This is a genomic window from Actinomadura sp. K4S16 (assembly GCF_008327685.1).
Taxonomy (GTDB): domain Bacteria; phylum Actinomycetota; class Actinomycetes; order Streptosporangiales; family Streptosporangiaceae; genus Spirillospora.
In genome coordinates this window covers 776,356-791,207 of sequence record NZ_BDDE01000012.1, presented here as the reverse complement: position 1 = coordinate 791,207, position 14,852 = coordinate 776,356, and the positions used below count along the sequence as shown (strand labels likewise).

14 protein-coding genes and 1 riboswitch are annotated in these 14,852 nt (G+C 71.7%); of the genes, 10 read left to right on the top strand and 4 right to left on the bottom strand.

The genetic code is table 11. From position 1 onward, the window contains the following. Positions 1-70 precede the first annotated feature (70 nt). On the top strand, positions 71-679 hold the full coding sequence (locus K4S16_RS14985) for a TetR/AcrR family transcriptional regulator (RefSeq protein WP_149259497.1): 609 nt from the start codon (positions 71-73) through the stop codon (positions 677-679). On the opposite strand, the gene K4S16_RS14980 is transcribed toward K4S16_RS14985, so the two are convergent. After that, positions 627-1,304 (bottom strand): TetR/AcrR family transcriptional regulator, encoded by a 678-nt coding sequence (locus K4S16_RS14980; RefSeq protein ID WP_149259496.1) that lies wholly within the window; start codon positions 1,302-1,304, stop codon positions 627-629. The two genes, K4S16_RS14985 and K4S16_RS14980, sit on opposite strands and share 53 nt — an antisense overlap. A 154-nt stretch (positions 1,305-1,458) precedes the next feature. Here K4S16_RS14980 and K4S16_RS14975 point away from each other — a divergent pair, with 154 nt between their 5' ends. From K4S16_RS14975 to K4S16_RS14965, 3 genes are read left to right on the top strand one after another with little or no spacing between them, the layout of a single operon-like run. Continuing rightward, entirely contained in the window at positions 1,459-2,565 is a 1,107-nt protein-coding gene (locus K4S16_RS14975; RefSeq protein WP_149259495.1) for a ferritin-like domain-containing protein, read from the top strand. Positions 2,566-2,609: 44 nt separating this feature from the next. Next, positions 2,610-3,470, top strand: coding sequence for an SDR family NAD(P)-dependent oxidoreductase (locus K4S16_RS14970; RefSeq protein ID WP_149259494.1), 861 nt, complete (start codon positions 2,610-2,612; stop codon positions 3,468-3,470). 55 nt (positions 3,471-3,525) lie between these two features. Beyond that, entirely contained in the window at positions 3,526-4,497 is a 972-nt protein-coding gene (locus K4S16_RS14965) for a diiron oxygenase (protein WP_149259493.1), read from the top strand. 338 nt (positions 4,498-4,835) lie between these two features. On the opposite strand, the gene K4S16_RS14960 is transcribed toward K4S16_RS14965, so the two are convergent. Continuing rightward, on the bottom strand, positions 4,836-5,588 hold the full coding sequence (locus K4S16_RS14960; RefSeq protein WP_149259492.1) for a hypothetical protein: 753 nt from the start codon (positions 5,586-5,588) through the stop codon (positions 4,836-4,838). A 120-nt stretch (positions 5,589-5,708) separates the two neighbouring features. Between K4S16_RS14960 and K4S16_RS14955 the strand changes: the two genes are divergently transcribed. Further along, a complete protein-coding gene (locus K4S16_RS14955; RefSeq protein ID WP_149259491.1) occupies positions 5,709-7,256 on the top strand; it encodes an ATP-dependent DNA ligase in 1,548 nt (515 codons plus the stop codon). Between the two features lie 9 nt (positions 7,257-7,265). Here K4S16_RS14955 and K4S16_RS45740 read toward each other — a convergent pair whose 3' ends face one another. Further along, a complete protein-coding gene (locus K4S16_RS45740; RefSeq protein ID WP_235036795.1) occupies positions 7,266-8,465 on the bottom strand; it encodes a hypothetical protein in 1,200 nt (399 codons plus the stop codon). Positions 8,466-8,498: 33 nt separating this feature from the next. Here K4S16_RS45740 and K4S16_RS14945 point away from each other — a divergent pair, with 33 nt between their 5' ends. Further along, positions 8,499-9,647, top strand: a complete 1,149-nt coding sequence (locus tag K4S16_RS14945; protein WP_149259490.1) for a PLP-dependent cysteine synthase family protein — start codon at positions 8,499-8,501, stop codon at positions 9,645-9,647. Here K4S16_RS14945 and K4S16_RS14940 read toward each other — a convergent pair. Beyond that, entirely contained in the window at positions 9,637-10,935 is a 1,299-nt protein-coding gene (locus K4S16_RS14940; RefSeq protein WP_149259489.1) for an RIP metalloprotease, read from the bottom strand. The two genes, K4S16_RS14945 and K4S16_RS14940, sit on opposite strands and share 11 nt — an antisense overlap. A 237-nt stretch (positions 10,936-11,172) precedes the next feature. On the opposite strand from K4S16_RS14940, the gene K4S16_RS14935 reads away from it, so the two are divergent. From K4S16_RS14935 to glyA, 4 genes are all read left to right on the top strand, one after another. Further along, entirely contained in the window at positions 11,173-11,529 is a 357-nt protein-coding gene (locus tag K4S16_RS14935; protein WP_149259488.1) for a hypothetical protein, read from the top strand. Between the two features lie 124 nt (positions 11,530-11,653). After that, a riboswitch (glycine riboswitch) is annotated at positions 11,654-11,749 on the top strand. A 164-nt stretch (positions 11,750-11,913) separates the two neighbouring features. Continuing rightward, complete coding sequence (gene gcvT / locus K4S16_RS14930; protein WP_149259487.1) at positions 11,914-13,008, top strand: glycine cleavage system aminomethyltransferase GcvT; 1,095 nt, start codon at positions 11,914-11,916, stop codon at positions 13,006-13,008. A gap of 73 nt (positions 13,009-13,081) precedes the next feature. Then, positions 13,082-13,471 (top strand): glycine cleavage system protein GcvH, encoded by a 390-nt coding sequence (gene gcvH, locus K4S16_RS14925; RefSeq protein ID WP_149259486.1) that lies wholly within the window; start codon positions 13,082-13,084, stop codon positions 13,469-13,471. 103 nt (positions 13,472-13,574) lie between these two features. Further along, positions 13,575-14,831 (top strand): serine hydroxymethyltransferase, encoded by a 1,257-nt coding sequence (gene glyA, locus K4S16_RS14920; protein ID WP_149259485.1) that lies wholly within the window; start codon positions 13,575-13,577, stop codon positions 14,829-14,831. Positions 14,832-14,852: the final 21 nt, after the last annotated feature.

The window sequence follows — 14,852 nt, the reverse complement described above, 5'->3', positions numbered from 1 at the left end:
TACTGACGGTAGGTCCAACAGAGGGGAATCTCCTGTGAGTGCCGCCACACCCCCTACCCGCAGGCGCCGCATGTCGCGCGCCGAGCGCGAGCAGCAGATGCTGGACGTGGCGGAGCGGGTGTTCGGCGAGCGCGGCTACCAGGCCGCCTCCATGGATGAGATCGCCGAGCGCTGCGGCGTCTCCAAGCCGATGCTCTACGAGTACTTCGGCTCGAAGGACGGCCTGCTCGTGGCGTGCGTGAGCCGCTCCAAGGCCGAGCTGTTCGAGGCCACCCAGAAGGCGATGGCGGGCGCCACCACCCCCGAGGACATCCTGTGGCGGGGGATGGTCGCCTACTTCCGGTTCATCGACGAGCACAGCAGGTCGTTCGCGATGCTGCTGCGCGAGCCGACGGCCGCCACCCCGGACGCCGTCCAGGCCGTCGACGAGACGCGGCGGCAGCAGAGCTCGCTCATCGCGGGGGTGCTCCGCACGTTCGCGCCGGCCGCACCGGACGGGGTCGTCGAGGCGTACACGCAGATCATCATGGGCGCGAGTGAGCGGATGGCGCTGTGGCAGACGAGCCGCCCCGACGTGTCGGCGGAGGACGCGGCCCGGTACATGACGGACTTCTGCTGGAACGGCCTCAGTCCCTATCTCGCGCCCGCCGCCGGGGAAGCGCGTCCAGCGCCCCGATGAGCAGGTCGAGGCCGAACTCGAAGTCGGTCTCGGGGTCGACGTCGGCCAGCGCGGGGCCGTAGGCGAGCACGTGCGGGAACTCCTCCGGGTCGAGGCGGGTCCACGACTCGGCGCCGTTCTCGGCGAGGTGCCCCAGCATCTTCGCCATGCCGATCTCGCGCATCTGGGCGCCGAGCGCGTAGGCGATGAGCGCCCGCATGATGCGCACGGCCGTCTCGCCGTCGAACCCGGCCGCGTCGGCGAGCGCAAGGGCGCGCTCGGCCGGCCGCAGCCCGACCGGAGTGTCGACCTTGTGGGTCAGGACGATCGACATGCAGCGCGGATTGTCGTGGGCGACCTTCCGGAACGCCCGGACGAGGGCACGCGCGCGCTCCTGCCACCGCTCGGACGGGTCGTCGGGAAGTTCCAGGCCCGCGACCACGTGCTCGGCCACGCCCTCCAGCAGCGCCTCCTTGTTGGGGACGTGGTTGTAGAGCGACATCACGGCGACGTCCAGCTCGGCGGCGACCCGGCGCATCGACAGCGCGTCCGCGCCCTCGCGCTCGATCATCTCGACCGCCGCCTGCACGATGCGCGCCCGGGTCAGCCCCGGCCGCGGGGTGTCGGACGTCACACGCCTCGCCATCGCTCGCGCTCCTCCTCGCCGTTGACAGCGATAAGTGTCCCATGACACGGTACGTACACCGTACGTGAGACGTACACCGTACGTATCGGCTCCGTGAGCCGCGGCATCGTACGTATCGGCGCGCGGCCCGTGTCCGCGCTCGGGGAGGACGCCCATGTCGACCCACGACCTCTACACCGATCCCGTCCAGTCCGGCGCCTGGACCGTGCCGATGGCCGGCGACGCCAGGTTCACCTGGGAGTACGACGACGGCCGCGACCGCCTCCTCGCCCTCTACCAGAAGGGCAAGGACAAGCAGTGGGACTCGGTCAAGCGCATCGACTGGGACCTGGAGGTCGATCCGCACGACGTGCTCGGCGTACCCGACCAGTCCCTCGCCATCTACGGGACGAAGTACTGGGACAGGCTGTCGGAGAAGGAGCGCGGCGAACTGCGGCAGCACTCCACGTCGTGGCAGTTCTCCCAGTTCATGCACGGCGAGCAGGGCGCGATGGTCACCGCCGCCCGGATCGTGGAGTCGGTGCCGGACCTCGACTCCAAGTTCTACTCCGCCACCCAGACGATGGACGAGGCCCGCCACGTCGAGCTGTTCGCGCGGTTCCTGCACGAGAAGGTCGGGATGGTCTACCCGATCAACACCAAGCTGCAGGACCTGCTGGACGAGACCCTCACCGACTCGCGCTGGGACATGCCCTACCTCGGCATGCAGGTGCTCATCGAGGGCCTGGCGCTCGCCGCGTTCGGCGTCATCCGCGACATCACCACCAAGCCGCTGCCCAAGCAGATCCTCGCCTACGTCATGCAGGACGAGGCGCGCCACGTCGCGTTCGGGCGGCTGGCTCTGCGCGACTACTACAAGCAGCTTTCGCCCGCGGAACTGCGCGAGCGCGAGGACTTCGTCATCGAGGGCTGCTACCTGATGCGCGACCGCATCCGCGGCCGGGAGATCTGGACCAACTTCGGCATCGACCCGAAGGAGGTCGACGAGATGGTCGAGAACTCCCCGTACATGCGGATGTTCCAGAGCCTGCTGTTCAGCCGCATCGTGCCGTGCGTGAAGGACATCGGGCTGTGGAGCGACCGCATCCGGCGCGCCTATGACGACATGGGCGTCCTGGACATGTCCAAGGCCGACCTCGACGCCCTCATGCACCAGGACGAGGAGATCGCCGAGAAGGTCGACGCCGAGCGGTTCGCCGCCGAGGAGGCCGTCCGCAAGGCCGAGGTGGACGGGGTCATCGCCGACGCGGCGGCGGGCTGAGTAAGTTCAGATCATTCGATCCGCCGCACACCTCGGAGGTCTGGATGCCCCTCGCGCACTTCGACGGAGCGCTCGCCGTCGTCACCGGAGCCGGCAGCGGCATCGGCCGGGCCGTCGCCCTCGCCCTGGCCGAGAACGGCGCCACCGTCGTCGCGGCGGACATCGACCTGCCCGCGGCCGAGCGCACGGTCTCCCTCGCCAAGACGCTCGGCGCGGGCGGCACCGCCTACCAGGTGGACGTGGCCGACGAAGCCGCGATGGAGGAGTTCGCCGCGCGGGTGAAGGAGACCCACCGCGTCCCCGACATCGTCGTCAACAACGCGGGCATCGCGGTCACCGGCCCCTTCCTCGACACCGGCGTCGAGGACTGGGAGCGCATCCTCGGCGTGAACCTGTGGGGCGTCGTCCACGGCTGCCGTCTGTTCGGCCGCCAGATGCGCGACCGCGTGCACGCCCTGCCCAACAAGCCCGACAAGCCGAACTTCGGCGGCCACATCGTCAACATCGCGTCCGCCGCCGCGTTCGCCCCGTGGCGCGCGATGCCCGCCTACTGCACGACCAAGGCCGCCGTCCTCATGCTCAGCGAATGCCTGCGCGCCGAACTGGCGGGCTCGCGCATCGGCGTGACGGCGGTCTGCCCCGGCTTCGTCAGCACCAGCATCGTCGACAACGCGATCCACCTGGAGGGCGACGCCGAGGCCCGCGCACGGCTGCGCAGCCGCGGCCAGCGGGCCATCAAGCTGCGCAACTACCCGCCGGAGAAGGTCGCCGAGCGGGTCGTCCACGCCATCATCAAGAACAAGCCCGTCGTGCCCGTCAACGCCGAGGGGCACCTCCTGCACGCCCTGTCCAGGGTCTCCCCCGCCTCCCTGCGCCTCCTGGCCAGGATTCCCGCCCGGGGTTAGCGTCCCCTCCGGGCGCGGCCCCCCGACTCTCCACGCGGTGAGAGGAGAAGGATCGATGCCCCCCGACGTCCTGTTGAGCGACGGCCGTCCCCGGAACTGGACGGCGCGGATCCGGTGCGGCGACGGCGACCACACGCTGGAGCTGACCCACCGGGAGGTGGTCGCCGAGCGGCTGCTGCGCGCGTCCCGCAAGCACTCCTTCGATCCGGACGTGGACGTCGACTGGGACGCCCCGCAGGACCCGGACATGTTCTACCTCCCGCCGCAGCTCACCTCGATCTACGAGACGCCGCTCTGGGACGGGCTGACGCACCGGCAGCGGGTGGAGCTGACCAAGCGGGAGATGTGCAGCATCGCCTCGTTCGGCATCTGGTCGGAGATGCTGCTGATGCAGTCGCTGGTGATGCACGCCTACCGGCACCGCTACGACAGCGACCACGTGGCGTACGCGCTGACGGAGATCGCCGACGAGTGCCGCCACTCGAAGATGTTCGGCCGGATGGTGCGCACCTGCGGGCTGCGCACCCACCGGCCCCGGGCGCTGGAGTTCCACCTCGCCAAGCTGTACGGGGCCGTGTACGACCCGATGCCGATGTTCGCCGGGACGCTGATCGTGGAGGAGTTCACCGACGCGTTCCAGCGGCTGACGTTCCCCGACGAGGAGATCCAGCCGGTGATCCGGCAGGTCACCCGGATCCACGTGGTCGAGGAGGCCCGGCACATCAGGTACGCGCGGGAGGAGCTGAAGCGGCTGGTCGCGGAGGTCCCCGCGGTCCGGCGGCGGATGGCGGCCTACGGGATGGCGCAGGCGACGCGGCTGATGACCACGCAGGTCATCCACCCGTCCTGCTACACGGCGGTGGGGCTGGACCCGCGGCTGGCGCGGCGCGTGGCCGCGCGCAGCCCGCACCGCCGCGCCACGATGGCGTGGGCGTTCCGCAAATGCACCGCGTTCTTGGACGAGGTCGGTTTCCTGGACGGCCGGGCGCGCGAAGTGTGGATCCGGGCGGGCCTCCTGGAGCGGTGAGCGGGACGCCGGGCGGCCATTTGTCTCATCGTCGAACCGAGTATTAGAAAATGGTTCACAAATGGCGGGGCATTGGTCCTTGTGCGGGCATGAAAAAGGGCCGCGGAGCGGGGACCACTCCGCGGCCCGTCGACGAATAAGGGCAGCTAGACCCGGGTATTGCGCACCCAGGACACTCCTAGCGATGGCATGGTCACGTCGTCGAACGCCTCCTCCCCGCGCATTGCGGCGCAACCGATCTTCGACTGGCGCGGGAGCTCGATCGGCACGCCCCTCCCCTTTACCGCCTCACCTTAGAAGGTGTTGACAGAAGCGATGCCATGATCGGCCGATTCAGGTCAGAAATGATTTAGTGCGGTGAGGACTTCGCGGGCGACGGCCGCGGCGGTGTCGAGGCAGGCCCGCTCGCGCGCGTCCCGCCGTCCGCCGCGCGGCGCCTGCTCGCTGTAGCTGACCGTGAAGACCGCGTTGCGGACGCGGGCCGTGATCTGCCCGACCACGGTCGGCTGCCCCTCGTCGGTCTTGAACCAGCGGTACGCCTCGTCTCCGATGCCCTGCTGGCGCTCCAGGGTGACGGTCCGCACGAGCGGGGCGTCGTGCGCCTGCGCCCACTGCGCGTCGTAGTAGCCCTCGGCGTCCTGGACGGGGGTGGCGGTGTCGCCCGGCGCGTACAGGTGCGCCTCGACGCGCAGCCAGCGGAACGCCGAGCCGGTCGAGGAGTAGGTGCACGTGGTGAGCGTCGAGTTCGCGCTCTGCCGCCGCGTCGCCTTCGGGACGGCCCGCTCGACCGTGCTCGCCGCGACCGTCCCGCACGGCGCCGGGAGCGCGCTGATCACCCGCTGCGCCGGGGCCGGCGACCCGCCGGCGCTGCTCGGCGGCGGCTGCGACCGGCCGTCCGGCGGCGTCCGCCGCGGGGCCGCCGCCTCGTCCCGCTGCCCGGACACGACCAGGACCACCGCGACCGCCGCCGCGGCGAGCGCCACCGCCGCCGCCAGCAGCGCGATCAGCCTGCGCGGCCGGCGCCCCGGCTGCGGCGGCTCCGGCCCCGAGTACGGCCGGTGGAACGGTTCGACCGGACGCCGAAGGCCCACGCCGCGCTCCTCACTCCGTCTCGTCGATCGGTCCGCATCCGCCAACGTAACCAGGGCCGCGGCGCCTGACCAGGGCCCCGGGCGGTGCCGACTGTCAGGCCCGGTGGTCACAATGAGGGGATGCTGATAGCGGACATCGCGCGGACCTCGGAGGCGGTCGCGGGCACCTCGGGCCGCAAGGCCAAGGTATCCGCGCTCGCGGAGTGCCTGCGCGCGGCCGATCCGGGCGAGGCCGCGACCGTGGTCGCCTACCTGTCCGGTGAGCTGCCGCAACGCCAGATCGGGGTGGGCTACGCCGCGCTGCGGGACGTGCCGCCGCCCGCCGCCGGGCCGTCCCTGACGGTGCCCGAGGTCGACGCGGCGTTCGGTGAGATCGGCGCCGTGTCCGGGCCCGGGTCCGTCGCGCGGCGGCGCGAGCTGCTCGCGGCGCTGTTCGGCCGCGCCACCGCCCCCGAGCAGGACTTCCTCATCAGGCTGCTGGCGGGCGAGCTGCGGCAGGGCGCGCTGGACGGGGTGATGGCCGAGGCGATCGCGTCGGCGGCCGGGGTGCCCTCCGCCGAGGTCCGGCGCGCGTTCATGCTGCGCGGCTCGCTCGGCCCGGTCGCGACGACCGCTCTGGCCGAGGGCGCGGAAGGGCTGCGCGGGTTCGCGCTGGAGGTCGGGCGGCCGGTCAAGCCGATGCTGGCCGCCGCCGCGCCGTCGGTCGACGAGGCGTTCGCCAAGCTCAAGGCCGAGGCGGCCGTGGAGTGGAAGCTCGACGGCATCCGCGCGCAGGTGCACGTGTCCGGCGGCGAGGTCCGGGTGTTCACCCGGACGCTGGACGAGATCACCTCACGGCTCCCCGAGGTCGTGGAGGCGGTGCGCGGGCTGCCCGTCCGGGCGGCGGTGTTCGACGGCGAGCTGATCGCCCTGCGCCCGGACGGCCGTCCCCACCCCTTCCAGGTCACCTCCGCCCGCACCGCGACCCGCACGGCGAAGGGCACCGAGCCCGTGCCGCTGGCCGTCTTCCTGTTCGACGTGCTGCACCTCGTGGAGGCCGAGGGCGACGCGCGCGGCGAGAACCTGCTCGACGCGCCCGGGGCCGAGCGGTACGAGGCGCTCGCCCGGGTCGTCCCCGAGGAGCTGCGGATGCCCCGGGTGGTCACCGGCGACCCCGCGCGGGCCAAGGAGGTCTTCGACGAGGCCGTCGCGCGCGGCCACGAGGGCGTCGTGGTCAAGGCCCTCGACACCCCGTACACGGCCGGGCGGCGCGGCGCCGGCTGGATCAAGGTGAAGCCCCGGCACACCCTCGACCTCGTCGTCCTCGCCGTCGAGTGGGGGCACGGCCGCCGCCAGGGCCTGCTGTCCAACCTGCACCTCGGCGCCCGCGACCCCGAGACCGGCGGCTTCGTCATGCTCGGCAAGACGTTCAAGGGGCTCACCGACGAGCTGCTCGCCTGGCAGACGAAGCGGCTCCGCGAGCTGGCCGTGCGCGAGGACTCGTGGACCGTGCACGTCCGGCCCGAACTGGTCGTCGAGATCGCGTTCGACGGCGTGCAGCACAGCCCCCGCTACCCCGGCGGCATCGCGCTGCGGTTCGCCCGCGTCCTGCGGTACCGGCCCGACAAGTCGGCCGCCGAGGCCGACACGATCGACACCGTCCGGGCCGTCGCCCCCGTCATGGACTGAGCGACCCCGTCAGGGGCGCAGCTCGGTCGTCTCCGCGGGCGGCGCCTCCCCAGCCGCCGCTCCCCGCGACGGGGCTCCCCTTGACGGGGCTCCCCTGAAGGGCGTGCCCCTGGGCGGCTGTTCCTCTTCGCGGGCGCGGCCGCGGGCCCGCCGGGTGGACGCGGCGCGGTCACGGATCCGCGACCCGGTCCGTCCCCGCACACGCGGCAGAGCGCGGCGGCGAGCGCGGGCGGCGGCCTCCCGGCGCGCGCGGGCCACGGCGCCCCGCTCGGCGCGGGCGGCGGCCTCCTGCTCGGCCCGGACGGCCGCGCGGCGCGCCGACCTGCGCTCGGACCGGCGCGCCCGGCCGCGTTCGGCGCGGCGCTCGGCCCGGCGCTCGGCGCGCGCGGCGGCGCGGGCCATCCTGCGGCGGCGGGCCCGCTCGGCGACGTCGGCGCGGCGCTGCAGCAGCTCGGGCGGGATGAGGTCGTGCCGGCCCGCGATGAACTCCTGCACCCAGATCTTGGCCTGGATCAGCGGCCGCCTGAGCCGCTTCTCGCGCCGGACGGCCCGCTGGTAGCGGCGCGAGTCGGGGTCGTAGCGCCAGCGCGACCAGGGCGAGCCGGGCCGCGCCACCCGGATCGCGCCGAAGATCAGCAGCGCGGGCACGAACAGCCCGAGCAGGCCCGTCCAGATCTTGCCCTTGAGCAGCGTGATCACGGCGAGCACGAGGTTGACGGCCAGGGAGGCGACGTAGACGCGGGTGATCAGCCCGGTGCCCGGGTCGGGCGCGATGCCCTCGTAGCCGAGGGGGCGGATGCCGAGCAGGAGCAGCCCGGTCACCGCCATGGCGACGAACACGGCGTCGACGGACGCCCGGCCCTTCTCCGTCCAGTAGACGTCGCTGAGGTGCAGGATCAGCGCGAACTCGTCCAGGACGAGGGCGGAGCCCATCCCGAACACCACCGCCGCCGCGAGGTCGAGGCCGACGTAGGCGTCCGGGACGGCGAGGCTCGCCACCCCGCCCACCAGCATCAGCACGACGCCGAACACGACGTGGTGGATGTGCACGTCGCCGACGGCCACGTTCCGGAACCACCAGCGCACGTTGGCGCGGATCAGCCGGACGTTCACCCGCGTCAGCACGAAAGTGACCATGAACGCGACGAAGAAACCGAACAGCGGAAGCCGCCCGGTCGCCACGATGCGTTCGTCGAACATCTCGATCATCTGCCCCCCGCCATCTCAATGATGCACCCTGACATGCGCGGATATCGTGGGACCCTGCCGACGATCAAGAGGAGCACCGCCGTGAGCCGTATCGTGGACCGCTGCGATCCCGGGTACCGGGCGTGGATCGCCGAGGCGGTCCGGCTGGTGGAGGCCGACGCCAACCGAAGCGCCGACACGCACCTGCACGTCTTCCCGCTGCCCCCGGAGTGGGGCATCGACCTCTACCTGAAGGACGAGTCCGTCCACCCCACGGGTTCACTGAAGCACCGGCTCGCGCGTTCGCTGTTCCTGTACGGGCTGGCGAACGGCTGGATCCGCCAGGACACGACGATCATCGAGGCGTCCAGCGGGTCCACCGCCGTGTCGGAGGCGTACTTCGCGCGGCTGCTCGGCCTGCCCTTCGTCGCGGTCATGCCGGCCACCACCAGCCCGGAGAAGATCCAGCTCATCGAGTTCCACGGCGGCCGCTGCCACCTTGTGGAGGACCCGTCGGCGATCTACGAGGAGTCGCGGCGGCTCGCGGCCGAGTGCGGCGGCCACTTCATGGACCAGTTCACCTTCGCCGAGCGGGCGACGGACTGGCGCGGCAACAACAACATCGCCGAGTCGATCTTCGAGCAGATGCGGCTGGAGCGCTTTCCCGAGCCGTCCTGGATCGTGGTCGGCGCGGGCACCGGCGGGACGTCCGCGACGATCGGCCGGTACGTCCGGTACCGGATGTTCCAGACGCGGCTCGCGGTCGTCGACCCGGAGGGGTCGGCGTTCTACGGCTCCTTCTGCGACGGGGACCCCGAGCGGACGGCGGCGGGCTCGCGGATCGAGGGCATCGGCCGCCCGCGCGTCGAGCCGTCGTTCCTGCCCACCGTGATCGACCGGATGATCCGGGTGCCGGACGCGGCGTCCGTCGCGGCGATGCGCTGGACCAGCGAGGTCGGCGGCCGCAGCGTCGGCGGCTCCACCGGCACGAACATGTGGGGCGCGGCGGAGCTGATCGCGCAGATGCGGGCGCGCGGGGAGCGCGGCAGCGTCGTCACGCTCCTCTGCGACGGCGGCGAGCGCTACGCGGGCACCTACGGGTCGGACGCGTGGCTCGCGGAGCGGGGCATCGACATCGCCCCCTACCGGGCCGCGCTGGACGGCTTCCTCAAGACCGGCACGATGCCGGACGTCACCCCGTGACGCGGATCGGGTTGAACAGGTCGGCGTAGATGAGCAGGCCGCCCATGATGATCAGGACGGCCGCCATCACGTACGTCACCGGCAGCGCCTTGGCGACGTCCACGTAGCCCGGGTCGGGGCGGCGGAAGATCCTGGCGAACGCCTTCTTGACCGCCTCCAGCAGGGCGCCGGCGATGTGCCCGCCGTCCAGCGGCAGCAGCGGGATGAGGTTGAACAGCCCGACCGCGAGGTTCAGCGAGCCGAGCAGCATCACGAAGAAGGAGACCTTCTGGGTGCCGGTGAGGTCGTCGGACGCGGCGACCTCGCCGCCGATCCGGCTGACGCCGACGACGCCGATCGGGCCGTTCGGGTCGCGCTTCTCACCGCCGAAGGCGGCGTTCCACACGCCGACCATCTTCTGCGGCATCCGCACCAGCGCGCCCGCGGTCCGCGCGGTCAGGTCGCCCATCGTGCTTGCGACCGCCCCGGGCCCCTGCCGCTCGATCGCGCTGGTCGGCGTGATGCCGAGGAAGCCGACGTTGACGACCTTGTTCTCGTCCTCGAGGTCGTACATCTGGTTGCGGGTGATCGGGACGTTCAGCCGCACGTCCTGGCCGCCGCGCCGGACGGTCATCGGGACGGTCTTGCCGCCGTCGTCGCGGATCAGCCGCTGGAGCTCCCCGTAGTCGTCGACCTTCCTGCCGTCGAACGACACGATCCGGTCACCGGGCCGGAGCCCGACCTGCCGCGCGGGCGTCGGCGCCGCGCTCGCCGGGCACGCGGTGACGTTGGCGCTGGCCGGCACCATGCACTCGGCGACCTCCTTGATCACCGGCTGCGGCTGGTTGGTGCCGATGCCCATCAGCAGGATCGCGAAGAACAGCACCGACAGCAGCAGGTTCATCGCGGGCCCGCCGAACATGATGAGCAGCTTCTGCCACCACTTCTTGGCGTAGAACACGCGGTTCTCGTCGCCCGGCCCGACCTCCTCCAGCGCGGCGCCGCGCGCGGACTCGATCAGCCCCTGCCACGGCCCGGTGCTGATCCGCCGCACCTGCCCCGGGGCGTCGCCCTTGCGCGGCGGCAGCATGCCGATCATGCGGATGTAGCCGCCGAGCGGGAACCACTTGACGCCGTACTCGGTCTCGCCCTTGCGCTTCGACCACATCGTGGGCCCGAACCCGACCATGAACTGGGTGGTCCGCACCTTGAACAGCTTGGCGAACGAGAAGTGCCCGAGCTCGTGCAGCGCGATGGAGACCAGCAGCCCGAAGAAGAGGATCAAGGCTCCAGCCAGGTAGTAGACCATGCGGCGTGCCCCTCCGGGTCCGTGTTACCCCGTGCCCGGGGTTGATCTCCAGCGACCAATTCAGAGTACGTTACGGCCCCCGATCCGGTTGAAGCGAACGAAGAACCCGCACGACCCCGCTCCTTTGCGCCGAGGTGCTAACCCGCCCGCGCGGCATTGGCATGAGGATGCGTATCCGCAGGTACCGCCGACCCCGCATCATGGGCGCTCCCACCCCGGTCGACGGAGGTTCCCACATTGAAGCGCGGTCATGTAGCGGTACTCGCCCTGGCCCTGGCCCTGCCCCTGGCCGGCTGCGGGGGCTCCGACGAGGGCGGCCAGGCGGCGGGCACGTCGAACTCCCCCGCCCCGACCGCCGCGTCCCCGGCTCCGTCCACCCCCGAGCAGGGAACGGGCAAGGTGGCCACGCCCCTCCCCCCGGCTCAGTCGAAGGCGGTCAAGGCCTTCAACGACTGCATGCACAAGCAAGGCGTGGAGATGCCCACCCCCAACCCCACGAGATCCCCCGCCCCGGACGAACTCCAGAAGATCAAGGCCGCCCTCCAAACCTGCGTGAAGTCGATGTCGCCCCCACCCAGCACATCCCCCAACTGACACCGGCACGCAGGCCCCAGGACGTCCCGAGTGCACCCCCGGCAGCGCACTCGGGACACGCGTTTCCCCAGGCGCGGGCCCTGGGGAAACGCCAGGAACACTGCTAATCTCTTTCGACAGCTGATGATCCCGTGCGGGAGAGTCCCTTGCATCCGGCTTGGGACGCCGAAGGAGCAAATCCTCCCCGGAACCTCTCAGGCCCACGGACCGCACGGGCCAGGCGACCTCTGGAAAGCGGGGACCCCGGTCCCCCGCCGAAGGTGAAAGCCCGCCGCGCGGCGGGTGAAGCTCTCAGGCGCCGATGACAGAGGGGGAGGCACCGATACGCCCGGTGCGCGAGTGGGACGATGGACCACGCGCGCCCGTGACGAAGGAGCCGAACCCATGTCCGCCGACAAGACCACGAAGAAGACGCCGCTGCACGACGTCCACGAGGACCTCGGCGCGAATCTCGTCGACTTCGCCGGCTATCTGATGCCGCTCCGCTATGCGAGCGAGACCGCCGAGCACCAGGCCGTCCGGACCGGTGCCGGGCTGTTCGACCTGTCGCACATGGGGGAGATCTTCCTCTCCGGTCCGGGCGCGGGCGACGCGCTCGACTACGCGCTGGTCGGGAACCTGTCGCCGATGCCGGTGGGCAAGGCCCGCTACACGATGATCTGCGGGCAGGACGGCGGCGTCCTGGACGACCTGATCGTCTACCGGCTGGCGGACGAGACGTGGATGGTGGTCGCGAACGCGGCGAACGCCGCCGTCGTGCGGGACGCCCTCGTCGAGCGCGCCGCGGGCTTCGAGGCCGCGGTGGACGACCGCTCCGACTCCTACGCGCTGATCGCCCTGCAGGGGCCGCGCTCCCAGGGGATCCTCGAAGGGTTCACCGACGCGCCGCTGGACGGCCTGAAGTACTACGCGATCCTCGCGGGGCGGGTCGCCGGCGTGGACGCGCTCGTCGCACGCACCGGGTACACGGGCGAGGACGGGTTCGAGCTGTTCGTCGACGCGTCCGACGCCGTCCCGCTGTGGAAGGCGCTCGCGGCGGTGGACGGGGTGGTCCCGGCGGGGCTGTCGGCCCGCGACACCCTGCGCCTGGAGGCGGGGATGCCGCTGTACGGGAACGAGCTGACCGCCGAGACGACGCCGTTCGAGGCGGGCCTCGGCCGGGTGGTGAAGCTGGACAAGCCCGTTGATTTCGTGGGGAAGAGCGCCCTGGCGGCGCAGGCGCAGACCCCTCCGGGCCGTAGGCTCGTGGGACTGGTCGCGCGGGGGCGTCGCGCGCCCCGCAAGGGGTACCAGGTCGTCACGTCCGGCGGCACGCCGTGCGGGGTCGTGACGAGCGGCGCCCCGTCGCCCACACTGGGCACGCCGATCGCCATGGCGTACCTCGACAGCGGCGTCGAGGAGACGGGCCTCGCCGTGGACGTCCGAGGCCGGCACGAGCCGGTGGACGTGGTGGCCCTGCCGTTCTACAAGCGGCCCTGATCTGCAAGCGTTCCTGAACAAGTTGTCCGGCGGTGTGGGGCCCCGCCCCCACAGTGGAAAGAGAGAAGTGATCGTGAGCGTTCCGGAGGAGCTCCGCTACAGCGAGGAGCACGAGTGGGTGTCGGGCCTCGGTGGCGAGGACGGCATCGTCACGGTCGGCATCACCGCGCACGCCGCCGACGCCCTCGGCGAGATCGTCTACATCGAGCTGCAGCCCTCGGAGGGCGACACCGTCGAGGCGGGCGAGCCGTGCGGCGAGGTCGAGTCGACCAAGTCGGTCAGCGACATCTACTCCCCCGTCAGCGGCGAGATCACCGCGATCAACAGCGCGGTGGTGGACGAGCCGAAGGTCATCAACGACGACCCGTACGGCGAGGGCTGGATCTTCAAGGTCCGGATCTCGGAGGAGCCGGGCGACCTGCTCGACTCCGCCGCCTACGACAAGCTGATCGAGGAAGCATGAGCGGGCTGGAGGGGCGCGGCGGCGCCTGGACTGAGGAGCGAGGAACGAGCGACGAGGGAAGGCGCCGCCAAGTGGCGCCCCGGAAGCCCGCGGGGAGCACAGCATGAGTCTGTACGACTCCCTGGCGACGGCCGATCCGGAGGTCGCCGAGGCCGTCACGGCGGAACTGCGGCGCCAGCAGGGCACCCTCGAGATGATCGCGTCGGAGAACTTCGCGCCCGTCTCGGTGCTGGAGGCGCAGGGGTCGGTCCTGACGAACAAGTACGCCGAGGGGTACCCGGGGCGCCGCTACTACGGCGGCTGCGAGTTCGTCGACATCACCGAGCAGCTCGCCATCGACCGGGCCAAGGCGCTGTTCGGCGCCGAGCACGCGAACGTCCAGCCGCACAGCGGGGCGCAGGCCAACACGGCGGTCTACTTCGCGCTGCTCCAGCCCGGCGACACGATCCTCGGGCTCGACCTCGCGCACGGCGGGCACCTCACGCACGGGATGCGGCTGAACTACTCCGGCAAGGTGCTGAACGTGGTGCCCTACCACGTCCGCGCCGAGGACGGCCTGGTCGACATGGAGGAGGTCGCCGCCCTCGCGGCCGAGCACCGCCCCAAGATGATCGTGGCGGGCTGGTCGGCGTATCCGCGGCAGCTCGACTTCGCGAAGTTCCGGGAGGTCGCCGACTCGGTCGGGGCGCTGCTCATGGTCGACATGGCGCACTTCGCCGGCCTGGTCGCGGCGGGGCTGCACCCCTCGCCCGTCCCGTACGCCGACATCGTGACGACCACGACGCACAAGACGCTCGGCGGTCCGCGCGGCGGGCTGATCCTCGCCCGCGAGGAGTACGGCAAGAAGATCAACTCTGCGGTGTTCCCCGGCATGCAGGGCGGCCCGCTGGAGCACGTGATCGCGGCCAAGGCCGTCGCCCTCAAGATCGCCGCGTCGGAGGAGTTCCGGGCCCGGCAGGCGGTCACCGTGGAGGGCGCGAAGCTGCTCGCCGAGCGCCTGCTCGCCGCGGACTCCGCGAAGGCCGGCGTCAAGGTGCTCACCGGCGGGACGGACGTCCACCTCGTGCTGGTCGACCTGGTGGACTCCGAGCTCACCGGCCGGGACGCCGAGGACCGCCTGCACGACATCGGCATCACGGTCAACCGCAACGCGGTGCCGAACGACCCGCGCCCGCCGATGGTCACCTCCGGCCTGCGGATCGGCACGCCCGCGCTCGCGACCCGCGGCTTCACCGCCGAGGACTTCGCCGAGGTCGCGGACGTGATCGCGCTGGCGCTGCAGCCGTCCTTCGACCGGGACCGGCTCGCGGAGCGGGTGAAGGCGCTCGCCGCCAAGCACCCCCTGTACCCGAACCTGTGACGTTCCGGCGCCCTCTCCTCT